The sequence below is a fragment of the Pseudomonas sp. GW822-FHT02D10 genome, from assembly GCF_058802345.1.
The window spans coordinates 222027-238380 of sequence record NZ_JBXAOB010000008.1; the positions used below are offsets into that span (position 1 = coordinate 222027).

At 59.6% G+C, this 16354-nt stretch carries 13 protein-coding genes and 1 pseudogene; 3 read left to right on the forward strand and 11 right to left on the reverse strand.

All coding sequences use genetic code 11. The annotated features are described in order from the left end of the window. Window positions 1-68: 68 nt before the first annotated feature. The gene (locus tag AC1RPZ_RS15855) at window positions 69-1451 is read left to right on the forward strand and encodes an MFS transporter (RefSeq protein WP_493137938.1); all 1383 of its coding nucleotides are present in this window, start codon (window positions 69-71) and stop codon (window positions 1449-1451) included. Between the two features lie 132 nt (window positions 1452-1583). Here the strand turns inward: AC1RPZ_RS15855 and AC1RPZ_RS15860 are convergent, their stop codons facing one another. From AC1RPZ_RS15860 to AC1RPZ_RS15910, 11 genes and pseudogenes are all read right to left on the reverse strand, one after another. Next, window positions 1584-2537 carry an adenosine deaminase gene (locus AC1RPZ_RS15860; protein ID WP_493137939.1) on the reverse strand — a complete coding sequence of 318 codons (954 nt, stop codon included), beginning with the start codon at window positions 2535-2537 and terminating at the stop codon, window positions 1584-1586. Between the two features lie 82 nt (window positions 2538-2619). Continuing rightward, a pseudogene (locus AC1RPZ_RS15865) lies at window positions 2620-2811 on the reverse strand (2OG-Fe(II) oxygenase); the annotation flags it as partial. Window positions 2812-2905: 94 nt separating this feature from the next. After that, window positions 2906-3988, reverse strand: coding sequence for a BMP family ABC transporter substrate-binding protein (locus AC1RPZ_RS15870; RefSeq protein WP_493137940.1), 1083 nt, complete (start codon window positions 3986-3988; stop codon window positions 2906-2908). Window positions 3989-4236: 248 nt separating this feature from the next. Beyond that, window positions 4237-5595, reverse strand: a complete 1359-nt coding sequence (locus AC1RPZ_RS15875; RefSeq protein ID WP_493137942.1) for an 8-oxoguanine deaminase — start codon at window positions 5593-5595, stop codon at window positions 4237-4239. A 271-nt stretch (window positions 5596-5866) separates the two neighbouring features. Further along, window positions 5867-6553 (reverse strand): SDR family oxidoreductase, encoded by a 687-nt coding sequence (locus AC1RPZ_RS15880; RefSeq protein ID WP_493137943.1) that lies wholly within the window; start codon window positions 6551-6553, stop codon window positions 5867-5869. 135 nt (window positions 6554-6688) lie between these two features. Next, complete coding sequence (locus AC1RPZ_RS15885; RefSeq protein WP_493137944.1) at window positions 6689-7615, reverse strand: ABC transporter permease; 927 nt, start codon at window positions 7613-7615, stop codon at window positions 6689-6691. Then, complete coding sequence (locus AC1RPZ_RS15890; protein ID WP_493137945.1) at window positions 7615-8721, reverse strand: ABC transporter permease; 1107 nt, start codon at window positions 8719-8721, stop codon at window positions 7615-7617. Before AC1RPZ_RS15890 ends, AC1RPZ_RS15885 begins: the two co-directional genes overlap by 1 nt. Window positions 8722-8732: 11 nt before the next feature. Further along, the gene (locus AC1RPZ_RS15895) at window positions 8733-10298 is read right to left on the reverse strand and encodes an ABC transporter ATP-binding protein (RefSeq protein WP_493137946.1); all 1566 of its coding nucleotides are present in this window, start codon (window positions 10296-10298) and stop codon (window positions 8733-8735) included. A gap of 538 nt (window positions 10299-10836) precedes the next feature. Continuing rightward, a complete protein-coding gene (locus AC1RPZ_RS15900) occupies window positions 10837-11418 on the reverse strand; it encodes an IMPACT family protein (RefSeq protein ID WP_493137947.1) in 582 nt (193 codons plus the stop codon). A gap of 11 nt (window positions 11419-11429) precedes the next feature. Then, a complete protein-coding gene (locus AC1RPZ_RS15905) occupies window positions 11430-12092 on the reverse strand; it encodes a TetR/AcrR family transcriptional regulator (protein ID WP_493137948.1) in 663 nt (220 codons plus the stop codon). A 110-nt stretch (window positions 12093-12202) separates the two neighbouring features. Next, window positions 12203-13123: a LysR family transcriptional regulator gene (locus AC1RPZ_RS15910; protein ID WP_019693711.1), complete on the reverse strand. Its 921-nt coding sequence runs from the start codon at window positions 13121-13123 to the stop codon at window positions 12203-12205. A gap of 138 nt (window positions 13124-13261) precedes the next feature. On the opposite strand from AC1RPZ_RS15910, the gene aptA reads away from it, so the two are divergent. Continuing rightward, window positions 13262-14611, forward strand: coding sequence for an omega-aminotransferase AptA (gene aptA / locus AC1RPZ_RS15915; protein ID WP_493137949.1), 1350 nt, complete (start codon window positions 13262-13264; stop codon window positions 14609-14611). A 75-nt stretch (window positions 14612-14686) separates the two neighbouring features. Continuing rightward, the gene (locus AC1RPZ_RS15920) at window positions 14687-16180 is read left to right on the forward strand and encodes a CoA-acylating methylmalonate-semialdehyde dehydrogenase (protein WP_493137950.1); all 1494 of its coding nucleotides are present in this window, start codon (window positions 14687-14689) and stop codon (window positions 16178-16180) included. Window positions 16181-16354 lie beyond the last annotated feature (174 nt).

Below are 16354 nucleotides of genomic sequence, written 5' to 3' on the forward strand. Positions count from 1 at the left end.
TCCAGCAATAGCTACCCCAGGCGATCCCGCACACTCGATTCGGGGATTCTCGAATTGGGGCATACGGTATGGAAACGCAAGGCTATAGCGCGGCAGAACGGCTGGAACGACTACCCATCAGCGGTTATCACCGGATCATTTTCATCATCATTGCCCTGGCGTTTCTCTTCGACTCCATGGACCTGGCAATGATGACCTTCCTCCTGGGCTCGATCAAAGCCGAGTTCGCTCTGAGCACGGCGCAGGCCGGGTTGCTCGCCAGCTCGAGCTTCTTTGGCATGGTGCTCGGTGCATCATTGTCCGGGATGCTCGCCGACCGCTTCGGGCGCAAGCCGGTGTTCCAGTGGAGCATCGTGTTGTGGGGCATCGCCAGTTATCTCTGTTCTACGGCGCAATCCGTCGAGATGCTGACGCTGTTTCGAATTCTTCTGGGGATCGGCATGGGCATGGAGTTTCCGATTGCCCAATCGATGTTGTCCGAACTGATCCCAGCCAAACGACGTGGGCGATATATCGCGTTGATGGACGGCTTCTGGCCATTGGGATTTGTGGCGGCGGGCGTGCTGTCTTACTTCCTGTTACCTGTGATTGGCTGGCGCGACATCTTCCTGGTGCTGGCGGTGCCGGCAGTATTTGTCCTGGCGATCCGCTTCTTCATTCCCGAGTCACCGCGCTGGCTGGAACAGGCCGGACACCACGTGGCGGCAGACAAGGTTTTGCAGCGCATTGAAGACAAGGTGCGCGGCTCGTTGGGGCGCGCCGACTTGCCGGAGCCGGTTCGTTTGCCGAGGATCGAGAGTCGCCCGGGCCACTTCTTTTCGGCCTTGAGTGAAATCTGGTCACCGTTGTACCGCCAACGCACGATGATGATCTGGAGTGTCTGGTTTTTTGCCTTGCTTGGCTTCTATGGCCTGACCTCTTGGCTCAGCGCATTGCTGCAACAGTCGGGGTTTGCCGTAACCCAGTCGGTGTATTACACGGTGCTGATTTCCCTCGGCGGGATTCCCGGCTTTCTTATGGCTGCCTGGCTGGTGGAGCGCTGGGGACGCAAGCCGGTGTGCATCATCACCTTGCTCGGTGGTGGGGCGATGGCATTTTTGTATGGGCAGAGCGCGGTATTTGGCGGCAATGTCAGCCTGTTGATCAGCTCGGGCCTGTTGATGCAGTTCTTTCTGTTCGGTATGTGGGCGGTGCTCTACACCTACACGCCGGAGCTCTATCCCACTTCGGCGCGCGCCACCGGTTCCGGGTTTGCCTCGGCGATTGGCCGGATCGGCTCGTTGATCGGGCCATTGGTCACCGGGCTGGTGTTCCCGATAACGGGGCAGGGCGGGGTGTTCGCCCTGGGGGCGATGTGTTTCGCGATTGCCGCGGGTGTTGTCTGGCTGTTCGGGATGGAGACGCAGGGCAAGACGCTGGAGGAGTTGAGCGAGGCAGTGACCGTCGGTTAAACACCGACCCTGTGGGAGCGAGCTTGCTCGCGATGAGGGCTTCACAGTCAACATCGATGTTGAATGTCAGTCCGCTATCGCGAGCAAACGGAACGCTGCCCGGCTGCTCCCACATTGGTTCTTTGGTAAGGCTTACGGCTTGACCAGTCTGGCATCCAGGCTGTTCTGCGCCAGGCGCTTGGCCTGATCCTGGGTCATGCCCAAATGGGTATATAGCGCATGGAAGTTCTCGGTGACATAACCGCCGAAGTACGCCGGGTCATCCGAGTTCACCGTGACCTTCACTCCACGCTCAAGCATGTCGAGGATGTTGTGCCGGGACATGTGATCGAACACGCAAAGCTTGGTGTTGGACAGTGGGCAAACGGTCAACGGGATCTGCTCGTCGATGATCCGCTGCATCAGGCGTTCGTCTTCGATGGCACGCACGCCATGGTCGATACGCTGGATTTTCAGCAGGTCGAGGGCTTCCCAGATGTACTCCGGCGGGCCTTCTTCACCGGCATGAGCAACTGTCAGGAAACCTTCGTGACGGGCGCGATCGAACACGCGCTGGAACTTGCTCGGAGGGTGGCCCATCTCGGAGCTGTCCAGGCCGACGGCGACAAACGCATCACGGAACGGCAGCGCCTGGTCGAGGGTTTTCTGGGCTTCGTCTTCGCTCAAGTGGCGCAGGAAGCTGAGGATCAAACCGCTGGTGATGCCCAGTTGCTGCTCACCATCTTTCAACGCGCTGGCAATGCCGTTAAGCACCACTTCGAACGGGATGCCACGGTCGGTGTGGGTTTGCGGATCGAAGAACGGTTCGGTGTGAATCACGTTCTGCGCCTTGCAACGCAACAGGTAGGCCCAGGTCAGGTCGTAGAAATCCTGAGAGGTGCGCAACACATCGGCGCCCTGGTAATACAGGTCCAGGAACTCTTGCAGGTTGTTGAAGGCATACGCCTTGCGCAGGGTTTCAACGTCGCTCCACGGCAGGGCGATCTTGTTGCGTTCAGCCAGGGCGAACAGCAACTCAGGCTCCAGCGAGCCTTCCAGGTGCAGGTGCAATTCTGCCTTGGGCAGGGCGTTCAGCCAGTCGTACATATTCTTTTCTCATCAGGTGCAGATGGCGAGCATTCTACAGATGCTTGTGGAAACAATTAGCAAAACCTGACCAGTCGGTTCATCAATCCACTTCCTCTTCCTGACGATAAGCATAGGTGTTGGCAAACCGAGAAAGCAGGAATTCGGCGCAGGTAGCGACCGGGTACTTCGCCGTGTGCAGCTCATCCCGACAGCCAGGCAGACATTCGATGCGGGTGTCGGGATGCGGCCCTGATAAACGCGAGATGAGCTTTTGTGGGAGCGAGCTTGCTCGCGAAAAGGCCATAACATTCAGCATCATTGTTGACTGTCAGTCCGCTATCGTCGGATCGCCGCCCGGAGCAAGCTCGCTCCCACAGGGTTTTGTGTTACTTCGGTATCTCGGCCTTCATGCCTTCGACGTAATAGTTCATCGATGCCAGTTCTGCCGTGCTGGCGCTCACGCCGGCGGCAATTTTCTCGGTCCCGGCCTGATCCTTGATCGGCCCGGTGAACGGTTGAAATGCACCGCTCTTGATGTCCGTGATGATCTGCTCGGCTTCGGTTTTAACCTGCGCTGGCACCAGATCGCTGATCGGCAATTCAACCGTGCCTTCCTTCAAGCCGCCCCAGTAATCCTGAGATTTCCATGAGTGGTCGATCACGCTCTGAGTCGCCTGAACATAGTGCGGGCCCCAGTCATTGACGATCGAGGTCAGCACGGCTTTCGGCCCGAAGTGCGCCATGTCCGAGGCGTAACCCACCGCGTAGACCCCACGACGCTCGGCGGCCTGGATTGGCGCCGGGCTGTCGGTGTGCTGGAACACCACATCAACGCCCTGGTCGATCAGCGCGTTAGCGGCGTCGGCTTCCTTGCCCGGATCGAACCAGGAATTGACCCACACCACTTTGATTTCGCTGCCGGGGTTGTACTTGTTCAGGGCGAGCTGAATCGCGTTGATGTCGCGGATCACTTCCGGAATCGGGAACGAAGCGACGTAGCCGATTTTTTTGCTCTTGGTCATCTTCGCCGCGAGGAAACCACCGACATAACGGCCCTCGTAAGTACGCGCCATATAGGTGCCGAGGTTATTGTCCTGCTTGTAGCCAGTAGCGTGTTCGAAGGTCACCTTGGGAAATTGTTTGGCGACTTTCAGGGTCGGGTTCATGTAGCCGAAGGAGGTGGTGAAGATCAGGTCGTACTTGTCCTTGGCCATGTTGCGGATCACCCGCTCGGCGTCCGCACCCTCGGCGACGTTCTCCACGTAATGGGTGGTGATCTGCTCGCCGAATTTTTCCACCAGCGCCTTGCGCCCCTGTTCATGCTGATAGGTCCAGCCGTGGTCACCGATCGGGCCGATGTAGACGAAGCCGACTTTCAGCGGATCGGTGGCGCTGGCACTCAGGCTGGCGCTTAGACCGGCGACGGCGGCAACCGCGCAAAGCAGTTTCTTCAACGGACGTTTGTGCATGAATTCGAACTCCATCTTGTTGTGAGGTTGGCTGGGCGTTATGGCTTGGCAGGGCCAATGCAAATAGCTGACCAACAAGACAACAAAACTGTCGAAACCGTGGTGCGGCCTTCGCGAGCAAGCCCGCTCCCACAGGATTTGTGCAAGTCCTATGGGAGCGGGCTTGCTCGCGAAGGGGCCCGGGGGCCAATAAAAGTGCATGAGCCGAACCGGCTGCCATCCACTGGTGCGCTAAGGTTTAAGCTCGATCAGACACCGCTGATCAACTGCCGCGCCGCCTGACTGTGATCGGCAATCAAACCTTTCAGATCCAGCCCTTCGACTTGCCCATCAATCACTCGCCATTTGCCACCGACCATCACTCGGTCCGCACGGTCTGCGCCACACAGCAGCAGCGCCGAGATTGGGTCATGGCTGCCGGAGAAGCGCAGCTCATCGAGTTTGAACAACGCCAGATCCGCTTGCTTGCCCACCGCCAGTTCGCCGATATCGCTACGGCCGAGCAATTTCGCCGAACCCTGGGTGGCCCAACCCAGCACCAGTTCCGGGGTGATTTTCTCCGCGCCGTAACGCAGCCGTTGCAGGTACAGCGCCTGACGGGTTTCGAGGATCATGTTCGAGGCATCGTTGGACGCCGAACCGTCGACCCCAAGCCCCAGCGGTGCGCCGGCAGCCGTCAGCTCCAGGGTTGGGCAAATGCCCGATGCCAGGCGCATGTTCGAACTCGGGCAATGGCAAATGCCGGTGCCTGCCGCGCCGAGGCGGGCGATTTCGTCGGGGTTGAAGTGAATGCCGTGGGCCAGCCAGGTGCGCGGGCCGAGCCAGCCGACGCTGTCCAGATAATCCACGGTGCGCAGGCCGAAGCGTTGCAGGCAGAAGTCTTCTTCGTCGAGGGTTTCGGCCAGGTGGGTGTGCAGGCGCACATCGAGGGTGTTCGCCAGTTCGGCGCTGGCTGACATGATTTCCGGGGTGACCGAGAACGGCGAGCAGGGCGCCAGGGCGATCTGGATTTGCGCGCCGTTCCCACGTTCGTGGTACTCGGCGATCAGGCGCTGGCTGTCGGCGAGAATCACTTCACCTTGCTGCACGGTTTGCTGTGGCGGCAGGCCTCCATCCTTTTCGCCGAGGCTCATCGAACCACGGGTCAACATGGCGCGCATGCCGAGCTCACGAACGCTGTCGACCTGCACATCGATGGCGTTTTCAAGGCCATCGGGAAACAGGTAATGGTGGTCGGCGGCAGTGGTGCAACCCGACAGCAGCAATTCAGCCAAGGCCACCTTGGTCGCCAGTGCGAGTTTTTCCGGGGTCAGTCGGGCCCAGACCGGGTACAGGGTTTTCAGCCAGGGGAACAGCGGCTGATTGACCACCGGTGCCCAGGCGCGGGTCAGGGTTTGATAGAAGTGATGGTGGGTGTTGATCAGCCCCGGCAGGACCACATGCTCGCGGGCGTCGAAGACTTGTCCACAGGGCGTCGCGGGTTGTTGGCCTTGCTTGAGCACTTCGACGATCAAACCGTCTTGCAGCACCAGGCCGCCACGGGCATCGAGGCCGTTGGCAGTAAAGATAGCGAGGGGATTTTTTAACCAGATACGGGTCGCAGGCATTTGCCGGCTCCTCTGAAAGTTGGGTTCAGGTTCGCCAGCTCAGTGTTGCCCTGTCTGCTGATCCAGGGTCGCCGCGGGGGCGAGTGTGCAGTTTCGAACAAAAGCGCTTTTCGGGCAAGCGTCGTTACCACAGGACCGACGCATGACCTTGTGGGAGCGAGCTTGCTCCGGGCGGCGATCCGACGATAGCGGACTGACAGTCGACATCAGCGTTGAATGTAACGTCGTCATCGCGAGCAAGCTCGCTCCCACAGGGGATGGGTTGTGATGTTTACCAGGGAATCGTCTCACCCCGGTAATTCACAAAATGATGCCCACCCTTGCCAGCATAAGCGTTTACCTGATCGACCAGTCCGCGGGTGCTGGTGTCGACATCAATGTCTGCGCCTTCACCGCCCATGTCGGTTTTCACCCAACCCGGATGCAGCGATAGCACGGTGAGTTTCTGTTCGCCCAACTGCGTGACGAAGCTGTTGGTCATCGAATTCAGCGCCGCTTTGCTGGCCTTGTACAGCGCCAGTTCTGGCGCGTCGGGCATGGTCACGCTGCCGAGCACCGAACTCATGAACGCCAATACGCCGCTGCCTTCGCGAATCTGCCCGACGAAACGCTGGGCCAGATTGATCGGTGCCACGGCGTTGGTGAAGAACAACTGGCCAACCTCGGCCAGCGTTGCACCGCCCGGTGTCTGCACCTCCGGGCCTTTGACTCCGGCGTTGACGAACAGCAGGTCGAATACCTGACCTTTGAGTTGCCGGCTGAGGGCGATCACGGCTTGTTGATCGTCCATGTCGAGTTTTTCAATCTGCACCTTACCCAGCGCCTGCAACGCCTCGGCGTTCTGCGGGTTACGCACCGTGGCGGTGACTTGCCAGCCGTCGGCCAGCAGGGTTTTCACCAGCCCAAGGCCCAAGCCGCGAGAGGCGCCGATGATCAGTGCGGTCTTTACCGTAGACATGATTCACTACTCGTTAAGGCTTGACCCTGGAGCATACTCCAGGCTTCAGCCTGTTTGCTCCTCGAATCATTGGAGCCGTATTCATGTGGACCCCTTCGCAATACTTGCTCGCGATGAGGGCGTGACGGCTCACCGCTAGTGCCCGGCCTGCCACGGCTGTCCCAACGACACCGGCGCATACAAGCGTGTGCGCATGGCGTCGCGGGACAGCAGCACCAACACCACAATGGTTGCGACATACGGCAGCATCGCCAGCAAACTCGAGGGAATCGCCAACCCCAGCCCCTGGGCGACCAAATGCAGAATGCTCGCCAGCCCGAACAGATAAGCGCCCAGCAGCAAACGCCAGACTCGCCAACTGGCAAACACCACCAGCGCCAAGGCAATCCAGCCACGGCCGGCACTCATGTTTTCGGCCCACATCGGGGTGTAGGCCAGCGACAGGTAAGCGCCGGCCAATCCGGCCATCGCGCCGCCGAACAGCACCGCCAGGGTCCGTACCCGCAGCACCGGCAAGCCCATCGCGCTGGCGGCATCCGGATTTTCCCCAACGGCCTGGATGATCAAGCCGATCCGGCTTTTCAGAATGGCCCACGCCACCAGCGCAAACAGCGCGAACGACAGGTACACCAGCAGATCCTGGGCAAACAGCATTCGCCCAATCAGCGGAATCTCACTCAACACGGGAATCGCCACCGGCTCGAACCCGGCCAACGGTTTACCCACCCACGCCGCGCCGACGAAGCTCGACAAGCCGACCCCGAAGATCGTCAACGCCAACCCCGTGGCCACCTGATTGGCGTTGAACACCAGTGCCACCAAGGCAAACAGCGCCGACAACAACATGCCGGCCGCCATCGCCAGCAGCACGCCGAGCCACAGATTGCCGGTGTTCAGCGCGACGATAAAACCGATCACCGCGCCAAACAGCATCATCCCTTCCTGCCCCAGGTTGAGGACGCCGCTTTTCTCGCAGATCAACTCACCCAGGGCCACGAGCAACAGCGGTGTGCCGCAACGAACCATGGCGTAGAAAATATTGCTCAGCAGATCGATATCCATCACAGCGCTCCCGCTTGAACTGAGGTGGCCGAAGCACGCCGCGCCCAGCGCAGGTTCAGCCGTGGTCGGTAAAGAATCAGCACATCACTGGCCAGCAGGAAAAACAGCATCATTCCCTGGAACAGTTGGGTGATGGCTTGCGGCAGATTGAGGGTCATCTGCGCGCTCTCGCCGCCGATGTACAACAGCGCCATCAATAGGCTGGAAAACAGGATGCCGATCGGATTCAGTCGCCCGAGAAACGCTACGGTGATCGCCGCATAGCCATAACCTGGAGAAACTTGCGGCACCAATTGGCCGATCGGACCGGTGACTTCGCAGACCCCGGCCAACCCGGCCAATCCACCGCTGATCAACAGCGCCAGCCAGATCAGGCGCTTCTCGCGAAAGCCGACAAACCCTGCTGCACGCTTGTCGAGACCGAGCACTTTGATCTGAAAGCCGACAAAGCTTTTCTGCAACAACACCCACACCGCCACCAGCGCCAGCAAGGCGAAATACACCCCGGCGTGAACCCGACCGTCCTCCATCAACAGTGGCAAGCGGCTGGCTTCGCCAAACATCGCTGACTCGGGAAAATTGAAACCTGCAGGGTCCTTCAGCGGCCCATGCACACAGAACAGCAACAGGTTCAGCGCGATGTAATTGAGCATGATGCTGGTGAGGATTTCGTTGGCATTGAAGCGCGTGCGCAACCACGCGGTCAGTCCGGCCCACGCCGCGCCGGCCAGCGTACCGGTGAGCAGGATCAACACCAGCGCCCAACGGCTGTGCATATCGATAATGTTCACCGCCAATGCGCTACCGGCCAAGGCGCCGAGCAGCAATTGACCTTCGGCGCCGATGTTCCAGATCCGTGCCTGATACGCCACTGCCAAGCCCAGGGCGCAGAGCAGGATCGGCAGGGCTTTGACCAACAACTCGGAGACGCCATACAGATCGCTGATCGGCGCGATCAACAAGGTGTGCAAGGTCAGTAATGGGGCGTGGCCGAGGGCAATAAACAGTAGTGAGCCGCAGCCCAGCGTCAGCGTGGCGGCCAGTAATGGCGAGCACCAGAGCATCAGGCGCGATTGCTGGCCACGGGGTTCGAGAGTAAGCACCATGTGAAGCTCCGTTAAACCGGCGAAGGCGCGGGTGATTGAAGGGCGTCGAACTGGCCGGCCATCCAGCCGCCGATTTCGATCAGCGTGGTCTGCGCCGTCGGTTTGAGCGATGACAAGCGGCCGCTGCACAGCGCGGCGAGGCGGTCGCTGATCTGGAACAGTTCGTCGAGGTCTTCAGAGATCACCAGAATCGCCGCCCCGGCATCGCGCAAGGCAATCAGCGCGCGGTGAATGGTCGCCGCCGCGCCGACATCCACGCCCCAGGTCGGGTGCGCGGCGACCAGCAGTTTGGGTTGCTGGAGGATTTCCCGGCCGAGGATGAATTTCTGCAAGTTACCGCCAGAAAGACTGCGGGCCGGCGCGTGGGCGTCAGGTGTCTTGACCCCGAAGCGGCGAATGATCTCTTCGGCCAGCGCCTCGACCTTGGCGTGCTGGATCAGCCCGTTACTGACCAGACCTTGTTGGAAGGCGGTGAGCAGCGCGTTGTCCGCCAGACTCAATTCCGGTACTGCGCCGTGCCCGAGCCGTTCCGCCGGCACGAACGCCAGGCCCAGACTTCGTCGCGCATCCGGACGTAGATCGGCGACAGGCTGGCCAGCGAAGCCAATGTTCGTCGCCTCTTTACGCGTCAGCCGCTCTTCGCCGCTGAGCAGGGCGAGCAGTTCGTCCTGACCATTGCCGGCAACCCCGGCGATGCCGACAATTTCACCGCTGCGCACCTCAAGGTCGATATCGCTGAGTGAGCAGCCAAACGGATCAGGGTTGTGCCACGACAAATGGGCAACCTTCAGAAACGCCGCGCCGCCACTGACTTTCGGGTAGTCCGCGATCAACCCGGCGGCATCGCCGACCATCAACCGCGCCAACTGCTGGTCCGAACACTCGGCGGGCAGGCAATGGCCGGCGACTCGCCCGCCACGCAACACCGTGGCGCTATGACACAGCGCGCGAACTTCGCCGAGCTTGTGGCTGATGAACAGAATGCTGCAGCCCTCGCTCGCCAGTCGGCGCAAGGTGACGAACAACTCGTCGGCCTCTTGTGGCGTCAGCACCGAAGTCGGTTCATCGAGAATCAACAGACGGATGTCCTGCATCAAACACCGAATGATCTCCACCCGCTGGCGCTCACCAATCGACAAACTGTGCACCAGCCGCTCGGGTTCCAGCGCCATGCCATAGCGTTGCGAGACTTCGCGAATCTTCGGCTCAAGCATTCTCGGTGTGCCCGCTGATGGGCCCATGGCGAGGGCAATGTTCTGCGCCACGCTAAGGGTTTCGAACAACGAGAAATGCTGGAACACCATGCCGATCCCAAGGCTGCGGGCCTGGGCCGGGTTGCGCATGTTGACCCGTTGGCCTTGCCAGATCATCTCCCCCGAGTCGGCGTGGGTTACGCCGTAGATGATCTTCATCAAGGTGCTTTTACCGGCACCGTTTTCACCGAGCAAGGCGTGGATCTCACCGGGTTGAATGTTCAGGTCGATGGCATCGTTGGCCAGGCAACCGGGGTAACGTTTGCTGATTCTGCGCAGTTGCAGACGTGGCGTTTGATCAGGGGGCAGCGCGGGGTTTGGCATCACAGGCTCGGGTCGGTGGAGGTTATGCCTGTGGGTAAAGCAATTTCCTGGCCATTGAGTCAGGAAAATGCTGAAAGGCGCATCGCACCGTGATCACAGCGCAATGCGCGCCATAGTCTGATTCGCGATCAGGCACTACTTCAGGGCGAGGTGCAGGATGGGGGGCAGATCTGGACTTTGGTAATCTGGTTAAAAAATGACCATGTGGCTGCGGCCTATGCTGGCTAGGCGACTGCGCCAGCCATGAACGGGTTATCCACAGGTTGCTCCACAGTATTTGTGCGCAAGCCAAAAGCCCGGGCATAAGCACTGAGGGGCTTTCTTCTAAAGGTGATATACCGCTCTAACTGTTTGTTTTGCGGTGGAATTGGCCGCGTGGATGGGCAATTGAACGAAAAATGATCAGCGGTCGCAAAGCCACGCCGCAGAAGGGTTACAGCGCTATGTACTCAGGTTATCCACAGTCGGGTGCACAGCGGTTGTGGGCAAGTGTCGGGAATGTTGGCATGGCGCCAATGCCCCAAAAGGTCGCAGTGTTTCAGCGCTGCAACACAATCCGCCCGCGACTCAAATCCGCCAGTTGGCTCTGCAAGGTATCGATCTGCGCCGCACCGACGGCCAGTTGCAGTTCCACGCCGTTGGCGGTGAAGGTTTCCTCCATCACCAACCCGCCCAGTTCCGCCACCCGCAATTTGACCAGCGCCAATTCGCTGAAACCGCAAGCACAACGGATCGGCACTCGGCTGATCAGGGCTATCCGTTCGGCGCCTTGCAGGCATTTATTGGCGCTGCCGCCATAGGCTCGTGCGAGGCCGCCGGTGCCCAGTTGAATGCCGCCGTACCAGCGAATCACCACCACCGCGACCTGGTCGCAGTCCTGCGCTTCGATTGCCGCGAGTATCGGTCGGCCAGCGGTGCCGCCCGGTTCGCCGTCGTCACTGCTGCGGTACTGATCAGCGAGTTTCCAGGCCCAGCAGTTGTGTGAAGCGTTCAGGTCGCTGTGCTGCTCGATGAATGCTTGCGCCTCGGCAACACTGGTGATCGGTGCCGCGAGGGCGATGAAGCGGCTTTTGCGAATCTCTTCGCGGTATTCGCAAGGGCCGGCGAGGGTAAAAGGCATGGGTGAACGTCTTAAATGGCAGGAGTGAGGCCGCAGCCTTTAAGAATGATGCGGATCAGGTTATCGCCGGCGTCTTCCACGTCCTGTTTGGTCAGTTTGGTACGACCGGTGACGCGGCAGATTTGCGTGGCGAAGTCGGCGTAATGCTGAGTGCTGCCCCACAACAGGAAGATCAGGTTTACCGGGTCTACAGGGTCCATCTTGCCGGCGTCGATCCAGGCCTGAAACACGTTCGCGCGGCCCTGGAACCAGGCGCGGTAATCCTCGTTGAAATACTCGGTCAGGCACTCACCGCCGCTGATGACTTCCATGGCGAACACCCGCGAGGCTTGCGGCTGGCGGCGGGAGAACTCCATCTTGGCGCGAATGTAGCGGGTCAGCGCTTCGGTCGGATCGTCGTCGCACGTCAGCGTGTTGAAGGTGCTGTCCCACAACTGAATGATGTTGCTCAACACCGCGACGTACAGCCCGAGCTTGTTGGTGAAGTAGTAATGCAGATTGGCCTTGGGCAGCCCGGCGCTCGAAGCGATGGTGTTCATGCTGGTGCCTTTGAAGCCGTGACGAGCGAATTCGACTTCGGCGGCTTTGAGGATCGCCTCTTCGTTCTTTTGACGAATGCGGCTGGCGGGTTTGTCGGGGTGAGCGCCTGCGTGGGCTGGGATTTCAAAGGTCATGGGCGGTTCCGAGCGGGTCAGTGGGTGCACCGTGCGTTGATAGCGCACCCACAGGAATCCGACAAGCCTTGTCACCATAAAAGCGTTAAAGCGGGCGGCTTTCAGGGTTTTTATCGCGTCGCCGCCAGGCTCTCCAGGAAGCTTTCCAGCACTAGATGTGGGCGACGTCCTTTGCGTGTGACCGATGCCAGGCTCAGATCATAAAAGCGTGCGTCGGGTTTGAGCGCGCGCAAGCGACCTTGCTGCACCCACAGGCTGGCGTAATGGTCGGGCAGGTAACCGATGTAGCGCCCGGTCAGAATCAGGAACGCCATGCCTTCACGGTCCGATGCGCTGGCGGTGCAATTGAGGGCCTGGTAATGCGCCTGAATCTCGGCCGGTAAACGGAAGGTCGGGGCAATCGCGTCCTGGCTGTTGAGGCGCTCGTCGTCCAGCTGTTTATCGTCGACATAAAACAACGGATGGCCGACCGCGCAATAGAGCAGCGAGCGCTCGCTGTACAGCGGCTGATATTCCAGACCTGACAGAGCGCTGGCCTGCGGTACCACGCCGACATGCAAGCGTCCGTCGAGCACGCCTTGTTCGACTTCATTGGGCGCGATCATGCGGATCTGAATCTGCACGTCTGGCCCGCGCTCCTTCAACTGCGCCAGTGCGTGAGTGATGCGCATGTGGGGCAGGGTGACGAGGTTGTCGGTCAGGCCAATGGTCAACTCGCCGCGCAGGTGTTGGTGCAGTCCGTTGACCTCGGTGCGGAAACTTTCCAGCGCACTTAATAGCTGCAACGCCGATTGATAGACCTCGCGACCTTCTTCGGTCAGCGAGAACCCGGCACGTCCACGTTGGCACAGGCGCAGGCCAAGACGTTGTTCCAGATCGCTCATCTGTTGGCTGATGGCCGAACGTCCAATTCCGAGCACGCTTTCCGCCGCAGAGAAGCCGCCGCATTCGACCACGCTGCGAAAAATACGCAGCAGGCGGATATCAAAGTCACTGACTTGTGCCAGTGGATCAGGTCGACGGCTGCTCATGCTTTTTACTCAAAAGTTTAGTATGGGGCTGACTGAAGGTTAGAAAAGTTGGATTTCACCGACTTTATCGCCGTGGCAATTTAGCTGCAAGAACGCTTTTCATCCCTACGCCGCTTATTGCCCTGCGAGGTTTTGCTCATGAACGTGCCTGAAAACGCCCCGGTCTCCCTGGCCAGCCAACTCAAGCTCGATGCTCACTGGATGCCGTACACCGCCAATCGCAATTTCCAGCGTGACCCGCGCCTGATCGTTGCCGCTGAAGGCAGTTACCTGATCGACGACAAGGGCCGCAAAGTTTATGACTCGCTGTCCGGTCTGTGGACCTGCGGCGCCGGGCATACCCGCAAGGAAATCCAGGAAGCGGTGGCCAAACAGTTGGGTACCCTTGATTACTCGCCGGGCTTCCAGTACGGCCACCCGCTGTCGTTCCAGCTGGCCGAGAAAATCACCGAGCTGACCCCGGGCAATCTGAACCATGTGTTCTTCACCGACTCAGGTTCCGAGTGTGCCGATACGGCGGTGAAGATGGTCCGCGCTTACTGGCGTCTGAAAGGTCAGTCGACCAAAACCAAAATGATCGGTCGTGCCCGTGGCTACCATGGCGTGAACATCGCCGGCACCAGCCTGGGCGGCGTTAACGGTAACCGTAAGCTGTTCGGTCAGGCGATGATGGACGTCGACCACCTGCCGCACACCCTGCTGGCCAGCAATGCCTATTCCCGTGGCATGCCGAAAGAGGGCGGTATCGCCCTGGCCGATGAGCTGCTCAAACTGATCGAACTGCACGACGCTTCGAACATCGCAGCGGTGTTCGTCGAGCCAATGGCCGGTTCCGCCGGTGTACTGGTTCCGCCGCAGGGTTACCTCAAGCGTCTGCGCGAAATCTGCGATCAGCACAACATCCTGTTGGTGTTCGACGAAGTCATCACCGGCTTCGGTCGTACCGGTTCGATGTTCGGTGCTGACAGCTTCGGCGTGACCCCGGACCTGATGTGCATCGCCAAGCAAGTCACCAACGGCGCCATCCCGATGGGCGCGGTGATCGCCAGTTCGGAGATCTACCAGACCTTCATGAACCAGGCGACGCCGGAATACGCGGTGGAATTCCCGCACGGTTACACCTACTCGGCGCACCCGGTGGCCTGCGCTGCTGGTCTGGCAGCACTCGACCTGCTGCAAAAGGAAAACCTGGTGCAGAGCGTGGCCGAAGTCGCGCCGCATTTCGAGAATGCCTTGCACGGTCTGAAGGGGTCGAAGAACGTCATCGACATCCGTAACTACGGTCTGGCCGGTGCGATCCAGATCGCTGCACGCGACGGCGACGCCATCGTCCGTCCGTTCGAGGCGGGCATGGCGCTGTGGAAGGCTGGCTTCTATGTGCGTTTCGGCGGCGACACCTTGCAGTTCGGCCCAACCTTCAACAGCAAGCCGCAGGATCTTGATCGTCTGTTCGATGCGGTCGGCGAAGTGCTGAACAAGATCGACTGATTCTTCCCTCTATATAAGAACAAACAACAGGCGCGCAGCAATGCGTGCCTGTGGACAACTTTTCAGGAGCCCCGCATGAGCCTCATCCCGCATTTGATCAATGGTGAACTGGTGAGCGACAACGCTCGCACTGCTGACGTGTTCAACCCGTCTACCGGCCAGCCAATCCATAAGGTGCCATTGGCCAGCCGTGAAACCATTCAAAAAGCCATCGACTCGGCCAAGGCTGCATTCCCGGCCTGGCGCAACACGCCACCGGCCAAACGCGCTCAGGTGATGTTTCGCTTCAAGCAATTGCTGGAGCAGAACGAAGCGCGTATCGCTCAATTGATCAGCGAAGAACACGGCAAGACGTTGGAAGACGCTGCGGGTGAATTGAAGCGCGGTATCGAGAACGTCGAGTTCGCCTGTGCGGCACCGGAAATCCTCAAGGGCGAGTACAGCCGTAACGTCGGCCCGAACATCGATGCCTGGTCGGATTTCCAGCCGCTGGGTGTGGTTGCTGGCATTACCCCGTTCAACTTCCCGGCGATGGTGCCGCTGTGGATGTATCCGCTGGCGATCGTCTGCGGTAACTGCTTCATCCTCAAACCCTCCGAGCGTGATCCGAGCTCGACGCTGCTGATCGCGCAGTTGTTGTTGGAAGCCGGTTTACCGAAAGGCGTGATGAGTGTGGTTCATGGCGACAAGTCAGCCGTGGATGCCTTGATCGAAGCGCCTGAAGTCAAAGCGCTGAGCTTCGTTGGCTCGACGCCCATTGCTGAGTACATCTATGCCGAAGGCACCAAGCGTGGCAAGCGTGTCCAGGCATTGGGCGGGGCGAAGAACCACGCGGTGTTGATGCCGGATGCGGATCTGGATAACGCCGTCAGCGCACTGATGGGCGCGGCTTACGGTTCTTGCGGCGAGCGTTGCATGGCAATTTCGGTGGTCGTGTGTGTCGGCGATCAGGTAGCGGATGCGCTGGTGGCCAAACTGGTACCGCAAATCAAGGCACTGAAAATCGGTGCCGGCACGTCGTGTGGTCTGGACATGGGGCCGCTGGTTTCCGGTCAGGCTCGCGACAAAGTCAGTGGCTATATAGAAGACGGCGTTTTTGCTGGTGCTTCCCTGGTAGTCGACGGTCGTGGTCTGAGCGTGGCCGGTCATGAGGAAGGCTTCTTCCTGGGTGGCTGCCTGTTCGATAACGTCACGCCAGAGATGCGCATCTATAAAGAAGAGATCTTCGGGCCGGTGCTGTGCGTCGTTCGGGTCAACAGCCTGGAAGAGGCGATGCAGCTGATCAACGATCACGAGTATGGCAATGGCACCTGCATCTTTACCCGTGACGGGGAAGCGGCGCGGTTGTTCTGCGATGAGATCGAAGTCGGCATGGTTGGGGTCAACGTTCCGTTGCCGGTTCCAGTGGCGTATCACAGCTTTGGCGGCTGGAAGCGTTCGCTGTTCGGCGATCTGCATGCGTATGGCCCGGATGGTGTGCGTTTCTACACTCGTCGCAAGGCGATTACCCAGCGCTGGCCGCAACGTGCGAGCCATGAGGCTTCGCAGTTCGCATTCCCTAGCTTGTAAGTAGAAGGGCCGAAGGCCGGTCCCTATTAGCTAATAGGGGTATCGGCCTTCGTGTTTTCGGGGCTTTTAGATCGATATGACGGATTTATGAAAATAGGTGTTGACGGCAGATTCTGGACGTCTATAATTCGCCCCACTTCCGGCGCAGTCGAAACGGAAAACTCCTTGGTAAAC

What these genes read in the sequence shown, in the direction of transcription:
- AC1RPZ_RS15855 (WP_493137938.1), top strand. Translation starts at nt 69, where the DNA reads ATGGAAACGCAAGGCTATAGCGCGGCAGAACGGCTGGAACGACTACCC.
- AC1RPZ_RS15860 (WP_493137939.1), bottom strand. Translation starts at nt 2,537, where the DNA reads ATGTACGACTGGCTGAACGCCCTGCCCAAGGCAGAATTGCACCTGCAC.
- AC1RPZ_RS15870 (WP_493137940.1), bottom strand. Translation starts at nt 3,988, where the DNA reads ATGCACAAACGTCCGTTGAAGAAACTGCTTTGCGCGGTTGCCGCCGTC.
- AC1RPZ_RS15875 (WP_493137942.1), bottom strand. Translation starts at nt 5,595, where the DNA reads ATGCCTGCGACCCGTATCTGGTTAAAAAATCCCCTCGCTATCTTTACT.
- AC1RPZ_RS15880 (WP_493137943.1), bottom strand. Translation starts at nt 6,553, where the DNA reads ATGTCTACGGTAAAGACCGCACTGATCATCGGCGCCTCTCGCGGCTTG.
- AC1RPZ_RS15885 (WP_493137944.1), bottom strand. Translation starts at nt 7,615, where the DNA reads ATGGATATCGATCTGCTGAGCAATATTTTCTACGCCATGGTTCGTTGC.
- AC1RPZ_RS15890 (WP_493137945.1), bottom strand. Translation starts at nt 8,721, where the DNA reads ATGGTGCTTACTCTCGAACCCCGTGGCCAGCAATCGCGCCTGATGCTC.
- AC1RPZ_RS15895 (WP_493137946.1), bottom strand. Translation starts at nt 10,298, where the DNA reads ATGCCAAACCCCGCGCTGCCCCCTGATCAAACGCCACGTCTGCAACTG.
- AC1RPZ_RS15900 (WP_493137947.1), bottom strand. Translation starts at nt 11,418, where the DNA reads ATGCCTTTTACCCTCGCCGGCCCTTGCGAATACCGCGAAGAGATTCGC.
- AC1RPZ_RS15905 (WP_493137948.1), bottom strand. Translation starts at nt 12,092, where the DNA reads ATGACCTTTGAAATCCCAGCCCACGCAGGCGCTCACCCCGACAAACCC.
- AC1RPZ_RS15910 (WP_019693711.1), bottom strand. Translation starts at nt 13,123, where the DNA reads ATGAGCAGCCGTCGACCTGATCCACTGGCACAAGTCAGTGACTTTGAT.
- aptA (WP_493137949.1), top strand. Translation starts at nt 13,262, where the DNA reads ATGAACGTGCCTGAAAACGCCCCGGTCTCCCTGGCCAGCCAACTCAAG.
- AC1RPZ_RS15920 (WP_493137950.1), top strand. Translation starts at nt 14,687, where the DNA reads ATGAGCCTCATCCCGCATTTGATCAATGGTGAACTGGTGAGCGACAAC.